A 12469-nucleotide genomic window follows, 5' to 3' on the forward strand; every position below is an offset into this window, starting at 1 on the left:
ATGAGTCGATGGCATGCCCGAGGGGCCTCTGTTAGAATTGCCCGCCAAAAGGCGTATTGCGCCTGAACCGTTCTTTAACATCACTGTGACAAGGCCCGATCATGAATCCGATGGTCCAATTTACGCTGCGCGCCGCGCGTGGCGCTGTTGAACACTTTTTACGCGTTCGCGAACGTATCGAAAACGCCCATGAGGAATTTAACCTCGACCGCTTGCTGGAAGACACGGCGCGTAAAGCCGAGGCGACCATCATTCAACAACTGCAGCGTGGCTACCCTCTGCACGGCTTCTCTGGCCGCTATACGCCCTATAAAGCGGGTGAAGGCGAAGGCGAAGATACCGTATGGAAAATTGAACCGCTGCACGGCTACTCCAACTTAGCGGTAGCCGGTAAGGGCTTTGCACTCTCAGTGGTGTGTCTCGTTAAAGGTCGCCCCGAACACGCGGTGGTGATCTCTCCCTTTGGTGATGACGAATATATCGCCAGTCGCGGCCGCGGCGCTCAGCACAACGACAAGCGCATGCGGGTTAGCAAACCAACCGCTATTCCTGCCACACGCATGGCGATGAGCCTGCCAGAAACCTGGCTGCGTCCGAGCCATCTGCCTGCTTACTTAACCATTACCCAGCAGCTCGCGCCGCAGGTAGAAACCCTGGTAGCGACCGGCAGCGGCCTGCTGGATATGTGCGAGCTGGCCGCAGGACGTGTAGACAGCGTCTTTGTGCTGGGCCTAGAAGAGCAGGATATGCAGGTAGGTACGCTGCTGCTAAAAGAAGCGGGCGCGCTGATGGGCACTCCGGACGGGAAGCCGACCGTGAATGCTGAAAGCCAGCTAATGGCCGCTGGCCCGCGCCTCTACAAAGCGCTGATTAAGCAGCTGGCGCCGCACTTTTAATCACTGGCGGCGCGGTCGCGCTGCGTAGTGAGTGGTGAGTAGTGAGTAGTGAGTGGTGAGTAGTCACTAAAATGGTAGTAAAAAGGCCCTGCCGGGTAATCCCGGTAGGGCCTTTTCGTTGGCTGCTTTTGCGTGCTTACGGCAGCTCTTCCTCCTCTTCATCCACTTCTTTCTTGGTGGGAATCAGGTCTTCCCGAGAGAGTTTTAGCGGAATCAGCAGGGCGCCGGAGATATAGATAGATGAGAACGTACCCACCACGATACCCACCAGTAGGGCGATGGCGAAGTTCTCGATCATATCGCCACCGAGCAGCAGCAGCGCTAGCAGTACCAGCACGGTTGTGCCTGAGGTGGCTAATGTGCGCGACAACGTAGCGTTAATCGCCTCGTTGAAAATCTGCGGCATATCGTCGATACGCGAGGTGCGGATCGTCTCGCGGATGCGGTCATAGACCACGATGGTGTCGTTCAGCGAGTAGCCGATGACCGCCAGAATGGCTGCCAGCACCGTTAGGTCGAAGTCGAGCTGGAACAGCGCGAACACGCCTACCACGATGATCACGTCGTGCAGCAGGGCAAGCAGGGCACCAAGGGCGAACTTGTACTGGAAGCGGAAAGCTACGTAAAGCATCACCACGCCCAGCGCGACGAGCAGGCCTAAGCCGCTCTGGTCACGCAGCTGGTCGCCGACCTGGGCGCCCACGAACTCGGCGCGCACTAAGTTGACACTATCGCCATTGGCACGCAGCAGATTGACAACCTCGTTACCCACGTCGCCATCAAACGCTTGCTGCAGGCGAATCAATACTTCTGTTGAAGCGCCAAAGGTTTGTACCGAGACATCTTGGAAACCGCTGTCTTCCAGCAGTTGGCGAATGGCATCCAGTGAAGGTGCCACGCCGTAGCGCACTTCCACCAGGGTGCCGCCGGTAAAGTCCAGGCCCAGGTTGAGCTGCTGAAACAAAATGGCGCCAATAGAGACAATCAGCATCACGGCCGAGACGATAAACGCAAGGTTGCGCCGTCCCATAAAGTCGATGCGCAGTTGTGATAGGGGTTTCATTACCACCTCTTAAATTCTGTGCTGAGCGCGTGTTGAGATCCCATTAAAATTAGATCCACAGCTTTTTGACGGGCTTGCCACCATAGGTCAGGTTGACCATGGCGCGCGTCACCAGCAGCGCAGTGAACATTGACGTCAAAATGCCGATAGAGAGCGTAACGGCAAAGCCTTTTACCGGGCCGGTGCCAATCGAGAACAGAATCACCGCCACCAGCAGCGTGGTGATGTTGGCATCCACAATCGAGGTGAACGCCCGTTCATAACCCGCGTAAATAGCTTGCTGAATCGACATGCCGTTGCGCAGTTCTTCGCGTATCCGCTCAAAGATAAGCACGTTGGCGTCCACCGCCATGCCCAGCGTCAACACGATACCGGCAATACCGGGTAGCGTGAGCGTAGCGCCCAGCATCGACATCACGGCGACTAGCAGCGTGAGGTTGAGCGCCAGGGCGATGTTGGCAAAAACACCGAATACCTTGTAGCGCACCAGCATAAACAGCACGACTAGTAGCAGGCCGATCTGCACCGATAGCAAGCCGCGCTCGATGTTTTCAGCGCCTAGGCTTGGTCCAATGGTGCGTTCTTGTACGAAGTAAATCGGCGCTGCTAGCGAACCGGAACGCAGTAGCAGGGCAAGCTCGGCGGCTTCAGTGGGGGAATCAAGGCCGGTGATGCGGAAGCTGTTGCCCAGTGCACTTTGAATGGTCGCCAAGCTGATCAGGCCGCGCTCGGTATACGGTTCGCGAACAATGGTCTCTTCGCCCGTTTCCGGATCGACTTCGATGCGGTCTTCGCTCTTATGCTCGATGAACAGCACCGCCATGTTGCGGCCAATGTTGGTGCGCGTGGCGCGGTTCATCAGCGTACCGCCGGTGCCGTCCAGGTTGATGTTGACCTGAGGGCGACCGTTTTCGTCGAAGCTGTTGCTGGCGCTGGAAACGCTGTCACCAGTAATGATCACATCGCGCATCAGCTCCGCTGAGCGGGCCGGGTCGTTACGAAACTCGAAGCGTTCGGTTTCGGCATCCGGTGTATCGTGGCGCGCCTCGAGACGAAATTCGAGGTTGGCCGTCGCACCGACGATCCGCTTGGCGGCCACGGTGTCCTGTACGCCGGGTAGCTCGACCACGATTTGGCTCGGGCCTTGGCGCTGTACCATGGGCTCGGCGACGCCCAGCTCGTTCACGCGGTTACGCAGCGTGGTCAAGTTCTGGTTGATGGCGTAGTCCTGAATCTCGTTTACCGCCATGTCGCTTAGCGTCATCACTAGCCTAGAGGTACGGCCATCCCCTTCGCTGGTGTATTCGAAGTTGGGGAAGTCGCGACTGATCAAACGGCGGGCGGCGTCGCGGTCTTCGCTGCTGGCGAAGTCGATCGACAGCGAGCGGTCGTCGATGGTGGTGTTGCGGTAGCGAATACGCTCGCTGCGCAGCAGTTCGCGGATGGCGCTGGCGTTCACCTCAAGGCGCTGGGCCAGCGCGGCGTCCATATCCACTTCCAGTAGGAAGTGAACGCCACCGCGTAAATCAAGGCCCAGCGTCATCGGGGAAGCAGAAAAAGCTTGCAGCCAGCCAGGTGTCGCATCGGCAAGGTTGAGCGCCACGGTCGCGTTGGGGCCAAGCACTTCGGCGGCAATATCCCGCGCGTCGAGCTGGTCATCGTCGCTTTGCAGACGAATCAGCCATTGACCATTGTTCTCTTCAACGGCTTTGACGGCGATATCGCGCTCGCTGAGCGCTTCTTCAACGCGGGTAATTTGCCGTTCATCCAGGGCGTTGCCTTGGGCATCGCTAACCTGAATAGCGGGATCTGCGGGGAATAGATTGGGAAGCGAGTAGATAAGGCCAGCCACCAGGACGACCAGTATCAGCAGATACTTCCACAGGGGGTAACGGTTGAGCATGCAAGCCCTGCCTTCAATTACAAACGGAATCGCTGTGCACAGACAGGCTGGGCACAGCAACGTTCACCATCGACGCTACCATGTCACCCCTGCCGGGGTGGCTGGCACTGGGTCGGCAGGGGGGGGAGTGCAAGCGTTAGATGGACTTAATGGTGCCTTTAGGCAGTACGGCAGCCACGGCGTTTTTCTGCACGTTGACTTCGGTACCTTCAGAGACTTCCAGGGTCAGGAACTCGTCGCTGACTTTGGTCACGCGGCCAACCAAACCGCCGCCGATCACGACTTCATCGCCCTTGGCGAGGCCGGAGACCAGCTGTTTGTGCTGCTTGGCGCGCTTGGCTTGCGGGCGCCACAGCAGGAAGTAGAAAATCAGTACGAAGCCGACCAGCATGACAATTTGCGCGATGCCACCGCCAGCAGCGGCTTCTTGGGCATGGGCTGGTGAGATGAAGAAATCCAGCATTGCAGGGAACTCCTGGGTTAGAACACTCAATGGGTGAACGGATTAAGCCACTCGCCTCAGCCAGTGGCTTTTATTGTTTAGGTGTCAGATTCTGCAAGGGGAGGCACCGGGAGGCCGCGCCTTGCGTAGAAGCTTTCCACAAAGGTCGTCAATGTACCCGCTTCGATTGCCGCGCGCAAATCAGCCATCACACGCTGGTAGTAGCGTAAGTTATGGATGGTATTGAGCATGGAACCGAGCATTTCATTGCAGCGATCAAGGTGGTGCAGATAGCCACGAGAGAAATTCTGGCAGGTATGGCAATCACACTCTTCATCCAGCGGGCGTGTGTCAAAACGGTGCTTGGCGTTACGGATTTTAACAGTGCCATCTGACGTGAACAGGTGGCCGTTGCGAGCGTTGCGCGTGGGCATCACGCAGTCAAACATATCCACACCGCGGCGTACGCCCTCAACGAGGTCTTCCGGCTTGCCCACACCCATCAGGTAGCGCGGGGTGTCGTCCGGCATCCAGGTGGGCAGGTAATCGAGGACTTTGATCATCTCCTCTTTGGGTTCGCCCACCGAGAGGCCACCGATGGCGAGACCGTCGAAACCAATCTCAAGTAGCCCCTTGAGCGAGCGCTCACGCAGCTCAGGGTGCATGCCGCCCTGGATAATGCCGAACAGTGCGGAAGGCGAATCGCCATGGGCATCGCGAGAGCGCTTGGCCCAGCGTAGCGACAGCTCCATGGATTTTTCGGCTTCTTCGAACGTGGCCGGGTAGGGCGTGCACTCGTCAAAGATCATCACCACGTCAGAGCCCAGCGAGCGCTGAACCGCCATGGACTCTTCCGGCCCCATGAACACTTTGCTGCCATCCACCGGCGAGCGGAAATGCACGCCCTGTTCGGTGATTTTGCGCATTTCACCCAGCGAGAACACCTGGAAGCCGCCGGAGTCGGTCAGGATCGGTTTATCCCACTGGGCGAAGTCGTGCAGGTCGCCGTGGGCTTCAATGACATCCGTGCCGGGGCGCAGCCAGAGGTGGAACGTATTGCCCAGGATGATTTCCGCGCCGATCTCTTTGACCGACTCGGGCGTCATGCCCTTGACCGTACCGTAGGTGCCGACCGGCATGAACGCGGGGGTTTCCACCGTGCCTCGGGGAAAGTGCAGGCGGCCACGGCGCGCGCGGCCGTCTTCGGCTAGGCGCTCGAAGCGCATAAAGCATTCGTTTCGCATCACAATAACTCGTTAATCAATCGGTAAGCGCGGCGGTTAGCGGGTCAGCAGCATGGCGTCGCCATAGCTAAAGAAGGCGTAGCGCTCTTCTACTGCCGTACGGTAGGCCTGCATGATGTGCTCATAGCCCGCGAACGCCGATACCAGCATCAATAGGGTGGATTCGGGCAGGTGGAAGTTAGTGATTAGCGCATCCACACAGCGCCATTCATAGCCGGGGTAGATGAAGATGTCGGTATCGCCACTGAACGGCGCTATCTGGCCATCGCTACTTTTCATGCAAGCGCTCTCCAGGCAGCGAACGCTCGTCGTTCCCACGGCGATCACGCGTTTACCGGCGGCTTGCGTCTCGCGAATCTGTTGGCAGGTCGCGTCGGTCACCTCGATCCACTCGCTGTGCATGTGGTGTTCGAGGATGTTGTCCACCCGCACCGGCTGGAAGGTGCCCGCACCAACGTGCAGCGTCACGAAAGCACTGTTGATGCCTTTTTCGGCCAGGGCGTCCAGCAGCGGCTGGTCGAAGTGAAGGCCAGCGGTAGGTGCCGCAACGGCACCATCGCGGCGGGCGTAGACGGTTTGGTAGCGCTCGCGGTCGCTCAGCTCGTCTTCCCGGGTGATATAGGGCGGCAGCGGCATATGGCCGTGCTTTTCCAGCAGCGCGATCATTGGCGTGTCGCCTAAAAAGCGCAGCTCGAATAGGGCGTCGCGGCGGCCTTCGACCACGGCGTGGATGTCGCCTTCGAAAATCAGCTCAGTGCCCGGCTTGGGCGACTTGCTTGAGCGGATATGCGCCAGCCCCCGGTGGCTATCCAGCGGGCGCTCCAGCAGCATTTCTACCTTGCCGCCGCTGGCCTTATGGCCATGCAGGCGGGCGGGAATCACGCGGGTATCGTTAAACACCAGCAGGTCGCCCGGCTCAAGTAGGTCCAGCAGGTCAGGAAAGCGGCGATGAGCCAGCGCGCCGCTTTGACCATCCACACACAGTAAGCGGCAATCACTGCGCTGCTCGGACGGATAGCGGGCAATTAGCTCATCGGGTAGCTCGAAATGGAAGTCCGCACGCTGCATGTGAATAAGCTCTTTTCAGTGGTCAAACAAGCCGCCTAGGATAGCGCTTTAGGTCGATAAAGTCAGCGATGTGATTGACTTGACGGGCGATCTGCGTATAATTCGCCTCCATTGCCGGTGTGGCGGAATTGGTAGACGCAGCGGATTCAAAATCCGCCGCCTTTACGGGTGTGCCAGTTCGAGTCTGGCCACCGGCACCATCTTTAGAATCAGGGGCTTAGGCCCCTTTTTTTTGCCTGAAATTTGGCTCTTGTCGGCTTTAGTTCAGTGTCTGGTCGTAGTTTGGTCGCAGAACGCCGCGCTGAGTTGTGGCAATCGTTTTCCTACATCATCCAGCCCTGAGTCGAAAATGTGGCTGTATCGACTCGTTACTAGCAAGCTAGAGTGCCCCAGCAGATCCCTAACCCGCGTCATACTCTCTCCTGCTTGTGCTCGATGACGGGTTGATCCCGCTGGACAACAACCCGGCCGAGAACGCCATTCGCCCCTTCGTCGTCGGCCGCAAGAACTGGCTGTTCAGCCACACACCGAGCGGTGCCCAGGCCAGCGCGGCAATCTACAGCCTGATCGAGACGGCCAAGGCCAACGGCCTCTCACCCTACGAGTACCTGCAGTTCGTGTTCGAGGCCCTGCCAACTCTCGGCGAGGATGACGACCTCGGCACGCTGCTGCCCTGGTGCTGGAAAGACACTCTACCGGTCTAACTCAGGCCGCAACAGGTGGGGTTGGTGGACTTGCAATTACCCACAAGTCGATGATGCATCTGGATTGGCAGCTTGGAATCCAGCAACAAGATCTGCTAAGCGAATGAAGCCTCGCCATAGAACGGTGGTTCCTGGGAGAGGATCACTTGAGCGATCCAGATAACCACCCAGGCGAGCGACAGCGGTCATATAAAAAGCTATATCGCGTCGTGTGCCTTGTCTGTTTGATGGCATTGATCGGTCGAGAAGCGTTCTTTCAATATCAGTAAAAACAGCTGCAGGAGAGGTCGTTGAAGATTGGCGCTGCAGTATAGTCAACCATGATATTCGCCAGGACACGACACAGCAGAGCGCAATGCAGTTGGCAAGTCGATCTGCTGTAGCGAGACGTATATCCTCAATGCGGCAACCCGTTTTCAGCGTCTTGAAGAATGTCTCGATATTCCAACGCCGTGAATACCAAACAAGCTTTTGCACTGCGTCGGCGTGAGTAGCAACGGGAAGGTTAGTGACCAACTTCCAGATGATAGGGGAACGCCCTTCGGGTGGGTTTTTCTCTTCCGCAAAAATAATACCAAGCTTCTGTTTTGGGTACTTTTTCTGTTTCCCAATCGGTGGACAAACTGTCATCGTTGCATACTTGACCGATAGGGTCGCCTCCTGTTGATTGCCTCGCTTGTCACGAAAGTGAATATCGTGTGTTCCACTGACCTGAGTCTTGGCCATCACTTGAGAAATCGTAGTGTCTCCCTCCCCGGCGAGACGATCAACGCAACTGCGGATCAAAAAGTGAGTGCCAAGATCTTGAGCCAGACAAAAGAGTTCAAAAATGTCACTCTCGCGATCACCGATATGCACGCACCGTTCAGGCGAACCTGCAAGCTCAGTAGAACGCTGCAGGTTGTCAAGCCAACGCATGCTTTCTTTCTGCTCGATGGGTACGCGGGTCGGATTAACCTTGCGCTTGAGAGCTTCTGTGCCTTTGAATTTGTTCCGCGTCCAGAATTTGGCAGCTGTTAGACCCAAGGGCAACCCTTCCGTTGTGATAGCCAGACTAGCGTGCATTAACAGCCCGCAGACGGTATGTTTAAGGTGCCGTCCCTCCTTCATCTTGCGCCCGGTTGATTCATTAATGAAACCAATCTTCTCAGGTGACGAACGCTTGAAAGAAAACTCGGTTGTATCCTGCAGGATCAATATAGGGCCATCGGTGGCTTGGATGCGCAAAGCTGAGGCGGCAAAATGTCCCTCCAAAATCTTGTCCTCGCTGACATTCTCATTCGCGAAGAAGCGATAGGCGGCCTTGGTATTGGCCCAGTCCTGAAAGGCGGTGGGTAGTGATTTGTCTGGCCGATCACCGAGTGCTTCCAGCATGACAGCCAACCTTTGATTCAGTCGCGCGTCCCCCAAGTCGCAGCCAGTCATTTCCTCGTTCACCCAGTGTTGTCCCCTAGCGTCTCCCCACTTTTCCACAGGTGGTGCTGTAACTGCCTGAATAGCGTTGAAAATTTCAGTGCTATCAACGAGATCGGGGGCTTTCCCGCCGGTATCATGTTGTTACCCCTAACACCATGAACCAAAAGGAAAACCCCGATGCTTCAAGATGCCAAAGACCGCGCCAAATGGAAAGCTCGCCTGATCGGCTGGTGTGACGACCTGTCGGATCACCTCGCTCGACCCGTCGTGAAGCTGGCGGCAGAAACGCTCTTTGGCATCCTGGCCAGCGGTAGTTTGCGCCAGGCCGAGATCGCCCGCGCCTTGAAGGAACCCTGTCGGCTGCACCACACGCAGAAGCGGTTGTCGCGCATGCTGTCCCGGCACAGCGAGCTTGCTTGGGCCGCGGAGCAACTGCAGCTCCAGCGGATCACGCCTTACATCACCGATGACATGGTGCTGGCCATCGATCCGGGCGACCTGAACCGGGATGGCGCCCCGGCCAGTGAATACCGAACCCGCGTTCGCGACGGTGATACCGGCGAGATCGTCGGTGGTTATCCGCTGATCAGCGTGGTGGCACGCGACCTGAGGCGGGGCACCACCTGGCCACTGCTCACGCGGCTGCTATCGCCGGCTCGCGGCGGCTACCGCAGTGAAAACACCGATATCCTGAGCGTGATGGATACCGTGCAGCGCCATGTGGAGGGCCGGCCACTGTGGGTCATCGATCGTGGCGGCGATCGAGGGCGGCTGTGGGATGCCTGGCTGCGCGCCGAGCGTCATGTGCTGGTCCGGGCCGCCAATCAGCGCTTCTGGCAGTGGCGAGATACCGCCAAGACGTCGCAGCAGATTGCCCGAGATCTGCCACTGAAGCACCGCGGCCATTTGCGCCGTGGGCAGCATATCCCGGTGCGGTTCGGCATCACCAAGGTCACACTGCGGGAGCATCCGGAGACGCCGCTGTGGATGATCGTTGTCGATCATGAGAAGTCGGAGCGCCTGGTGCTGGTGACGACGCGCCCGGTGCGTGGTCGCCGCCAAGGCGAGCGGATGATTCAGGCTTACCTGGATCGCTGGGCCTGCGAGGAGGGGTACCGGTTCACCAAGCAGGGGTTCGACCTGGAGGGTGTCCAGGCACGCCGTTTCACGACGCTGCAGAACTTGGTGGCGCTGGCCAGCCTGGCCTGGGCACTGCTTGCGGCCTATCAGGACCGAGCGCCGGAGTTGGTGCGGCACGCGCAACGTCAGAAGCGACACCACCGGCTGATATTCCCGTTCTATAGCCTGCAGCGAGGCTGGCAACGGCTGTTTGCTCAAGGCCGAAGTGTTTTCTACCCCCTCTGGAGAAGAGCGCCAGACGCCGAGGCACGAATACCAGACTTGTTCACCTCCTCGGGAGGACTATGCCGATGACACGCCGGAAAATGGGGAGACCCTAGCAGAGCTATAAGCTACCTAAACGTTCCCCTTGGTAGCTGCCATCCTGAACCCGCTGCCACCACTGCCGGTTTTCCAAATACCACTGCACGGTTTTACGCAACCCGGTTTCAAAGGTTTCTTCTGGCGTCCAGCCAAGTTCACGCTCAATCTTGCTGGCATCAATGGCGTAGCGCAGGTCGTGGCCTGGGCGGTCTTGCACAAAGGTAATCAACTCACGGTAGGAACGCTCGGCAGGCACCAGGTCCTGCAGCAGGTCGCACAGCGTTTCCACTACTTCAAGATTCGCCTTCTCGTTATGCCCGCCGATATTATAGGTTTCGCCTACCACGCCTTCGGTGATGACCTTGACCAACGCACGGGCGTGGTCTTCTACATATAGCCAATCGCGCACCTGCTGGCCATCGCCATATACCGGCAACGGCTTACCCGCCAGGGCGTTCAAAATCATCAGCGGGATGAGCTTTTCAGGGAAGTGATAAGGCCCATAGTTATTCGAGCAGTTGGTTACCAACACCGGCAGCCCATAGGTACGGTGCCAAGCCCGCACCAAATGGTCAGAACTTGCTTTACTGGCCGAATAAGGCGAGCTGGGCGCGTAAGGGGTTTCCTCGGTGAACAGGTCTTCAGGCCCTTCTAAATCGCCGTACACCTCATCGGTAGACACATGATGGAAGCGGAACGCCGCCGCCTTTTCAGGGGCTGTGGCCTGCAAGCCCTTCCAATACTGGCGGGCCGCTTCTAACAGCGTATAAGTACCCACGATATTGGTTTGAACAAACGCCGCCGGGCCATCAATAGAGCGGTCTACATGGGACTCCGCCGCCAGGTGCATCACCGCATCCGGCTGGTAGCGCTCAAAAATAGCCGCCATACGGGCAGCATCGCCAATATCCGCGTGCTCAAACGCATAGCGCTCGTTGCCCTCCACCGCGGCCAGCGACTCCAGGTTACCGGCATAGGTGAGCGCATCTACGTTGACCACCGCATGCGGCGTATTTTCAATCAAGTGACGCACCACCGCTGAGCCGATAAAACCTGCGCCACCCGTTACTAAAATAGTCATTTTAAACCACCGCTTACTATCAAAGATTTATTAACCAAAGGTACGAAAGTCTTACCTATGCGGTGCCAATGTGCTTGCCAGTCGTCAAATTCATGCTGTGATAGCGTCACAGTGCAAAGTTGCTGTGTGCAGAGCGAAAAAGAGATAGCCAAAGCGGACAACAGTGCATCGTATGCCACCACTATCAAATTGGGCGAGGGCTCTTACTATATCCGGCCCTAACAGGGCAGGGCACTACGCGTACATCATTTAACGCATCCATTTTGCCAACTGACGTAGCGGTGAAGTTAAGCGCCAGCTTTTTGATTGCAGCAGTGCGTTGATTTGGGAGTTTTGAGTATCAATTTTTTGCTGCTGCCTTTCGGCTTGCTGAGAAGCGTGGGCTAAGGCTTCCTGTTGCTCTTGTTGTTGCTGCTGTTGCTGTTGCTGCAGCTGTTGGAGTTGGTGTTCTAGTGCGCCTTTTAACGCTACGGCTTCATCGCGTTGGCGCTCTAGTTCGCGGCTGTAGGCGCGTAGTTCAATGCGTTCGCCTAGTTGGGCAAACAGCCGCTGTAAGCTGCTGGGGTCTTGCTGGAACTGGGCGTGCAACGCGGTAAGTGCGGCGGGCTGTTCGGCGCCAACAAGCAGCACACCGAGGCCGTTACAGTGGGTAAAGTGCAGATGCGGGTAGTGTGGGGTCAGCTCTTCCCAGAAGCGCCAGACGCCAAAATCGCCCTGGCGAACATCGGTATCATGAAATAACACAATGGCGCGGGAGGAGAGCTTGGCTCGCCAGGTGTCGAAGTCGTGTTTTACCGCTTCGTAGGTGTGCAGGCCGTCGATGTGCAGTAGGTCTATGCTGCCGTCGGCAAATTCGGCCACGGCTTGGTCAAAGGTGGTGCGCCGTAGTTGTGAGAAGGCGGTGAAGCGGGCGTCGTGCCAGGCTTTTATATCCTGGTAGATGTGTTCGCCGTAGTAGCCTGAGTGGTCGTCACCTTCCCATGTGTCGATAGCGTAGCAGCGCGTGGCCAGCTGCGCTTCTTGCACCGCTTGGCAAAACGCACTGTAGGAGAACCCGTTATGCGTGCCTAACTCTACTAGCGTGGCCGGTTTTTGGTGGGCGATGAGCCAGGCGGCAAAGGGGACATGGCCTGCCCAGTTGGCTGGCCAGACAATGCGCTCTGGTTCAAACAAAAGTGCTGGTTCAATGGCAATTTGCTGGGCGGTCAT

10 protein-coding genes, 1 tRNA gene and 1 pseudogene are annotated in these 12469 nt (G+C 57.5%); 4 read left to right on the forward strand and 8 right to left on the reverse strand.

Going from position 1 to position 12469, the window contains the following annotated elements; all coding sequences use genetic code 11:
- The first annotated feature begins 101 nt into the window (after positions 1 to 101).
- On the forward strand, positions 102 to 896 hold the full coding sequence (locus tag AC13CN_RS07565; RefSeq protein WP_044628918.1) for an inositol monophosphatase family protein: 795 nt from the start codon (positions 102 to 104) through the stop codon (positions 894 to 896).
- A 136-nt stretch (positions 897 to 1032) separates the two neighbouring features.
- Here the strand turns inward: AC13CN_RS07565 and secF are convergent, their stop codons facing one another.
- From secF to queA, 5 genes are all read right to left on the reverse strand, one after another.
- Positions 1033 to 1959, reverse strand: coding sequence for a protein translocase subunit SecF (secF, locus tag AC13CN_RS07570; protein ID WP_062359889.1), 927 nt, complete (start codon positions 1957 to 1959; stop codon positions 1033 to 1035).
- A gap of 49 nt (positions 1960 to 2008) precedes the next feature.
- Positions 2009 to 3862, reverse strand: a complete 1854-nt coding sequence (gene secD, locus AC13CN_RS07575) for a protein translocase subunit SecD (RefSeq protein ID WP_483053107.1) — start codon at positions 3860 to 3862, stop codon at positions 2009 to 2011.
- A 136-nt stretch (positions 3863 to 3998) separates the two neighbouring features.
- Complete coding sequence (yajC, locus tag AC13CN_RS07580) at positions 3999 to 4325, reverse strand: preprotein translocase subunit YajC (RefSeq protein ID WP_044628915.1); 327 nt, start codon at positions 4323 to 4325, stop codon at positions 3999 to 4001.
- 77 nt (positions 4326 to 4402) lie between these two features.
- Positions 4403 to 5530 (reverse strand): tRNA guanosine(34) transglycosylase Tgt, encoded by a 1128-nt coding sequence (gene tgt / locus AC13CN_RS07585; RefSeq protein WP_083602330.1) that lies wholly within the window; start codon positions 5528 to 5530, stop codon positions 4403 to 4405.
- Positions 5531 to 5584: 54 nt separating this feature from the next.
- The gene (gene queA, locus AC13CN_RS07590) at positions 5585 to 6616 is read right to left on the reverse strand and encodes a tRNA preQ1(34) S-adenosylmethionine ribosyltransferase-isomerase QueA (protein WP_044628913.1); all 1032 of its coding nucleotides are present in this window, start codon (positions 6614 to 6616) and stop codon (positions 5585 to 5587) included.
- Positions 6617 to 6729: 113 nt separating this feature from the next.
- On the opposite strand from queA, the gene AC13CN_RS07595 reads away from it, so the two are divergent.
- Together AC13CN_RS07595 and AC13CN_RS07600 are read left to right on the forward strand one after the other, a co-directional pair.
- A tRNA-Leu gene (locus AC13CN_RS07595) sits at positions 6730 to 6816 on the forward strand.
- 219 nt (positions 6817 to 7035) lie between these two features.
- Positions 7036 to 7320, forward strand: a pseudogene (locus tag AC13CN_RS07600) (IS66 family transposase); the annotation flags it as partial.
- 36 nt (positions 7321 to 7356) lie between these two features.
- Here the strand turns inward: AC13CN_RS07600 and AC13CN_RS07605 are convergent.
- Positions 7357 to 8793, reverse strand: a complete 1437-nt coding sequence (locus AC13CN_RS07605; protein WP_483053108.1) for an IS4 family transposase — start codon at positions 8791 to 8793, stop codon at positions 7357 to 7359.
- Between the two features lie 120 nt (positions 8794 to 8913).
- On the opposite strand from AC13CN_RS07605, the gene AC13CN_RS07610 reads away from it, so the two are divergent.
- Positions 8914 to 10170: a transposase gene (locus AC13CN_RS07610; RefSeq protein ID WP_054641841.1), complete on the forward strand. Its 1257-nt coding sequence runs from the start codon at positions 8914 to 8916 to the stop codon at positions 10168 to 10170.
- A 31-nt stretch (positions 10171 to 10201) separates the two neighbouring features.
- Here AC13CN_RS07610 and rfbB read toward each other — a convergent pair whose 3' ends face one another.
- Both rfbB and AC13CN_RS07620 read right to left on the reverse strand, forming a co-directional pair.
- Entirely contained in the window at positions 10202 to 11260 is a 1059-nt protein-coding gene (gene rfbB / locus AC13CN_RS07615) for a dTDP-glucose 4,6-dehydratase (RefSeq protein WP_228219940.1), read from the reverse strand.
- A gap of 249 nt (positions 11261 to 11509) precedes the next feature.
- Complete coding sequence (locus AC13CN_RS07620; protein WP_074211598.1) at positions 11510 to 12469, reverse strand: class I SAM-dependent methyltransferase; 960 nt, start codon at positions 12467 to 12469, stop codon at positions 11510 to 11512.

This window comes from Vreelandella sp. L-25 (genome assembly GCF_056857535.1).

What these genes read in the sequence shown, in the direction of transcription:
- AC13CN_RS07620 (WP_074211598.1), bottom strand. Translation starts at nt 12,469, where the DNA reads ATGACCGCCCAGCAAATTGCCATTGAACCAGCACTTTTGTTTGAACCA.
- AC13CN_RS07565 (WP_044628918.1), top strand. Translation starts at nt 102, where the DNA reads ATGAATCCGATGGTCCAATTTACGCTGCGCGCCGCGCGTGGCGCTGTT.
- secF (WP_062359889.1), bottom strand. Translation starts at nt 1,959, where the DNA reads ATGAAACCCCTATCACAACTGCGCATCGACTTTATGGGACGGCGCAAC.
- tgt (WP_083602330.1), bottom strand. Translation starts at nt 5,530, where the DNA reads ATGCGCTTCGAGCGCCTAGCCGAAGACGGCCGCGCGCGCCGTGGCCGC.
- queA (WP_044628913.1), bottom strand. Translation starts at nt 6,616, where the DNA reads ATGCAGCGTGCGGACTTCCATTTCGAGCTACCCGATGAGCTAATTGCC.
- AC13CN_RS07610 (WP_054641841.1), top strand. Translation starts at nt 8,914, where the DNA reads ATGCTTCAAGATGCCAAAGACCGCGCCAAATGGAAAGCTCGCCTGATC.
- secD (WP_483053107.1), bottom strand. Translation starts at nt 3,862, where the DNA reads ATGCTCAACCGTTACCCCCTGTGGAAGTATCTGCTGATACTGGTCGTC.
- yajC (WP_044628915.1), bottom strand. Translation starts at nt 4,325, where the DNA reads ATGCTGGATTTCTTCATCTCACCAGCCCATGCCCAAGAAGCCGCTGCT.
- rfbB (WP_228219940.1), bottom strand. Translation starts at nt 11,260, where the DNA reads ATGACTATTTTAGTAACGGGTGGCGCAGGTTTTATCGGCTCAGCGGTG.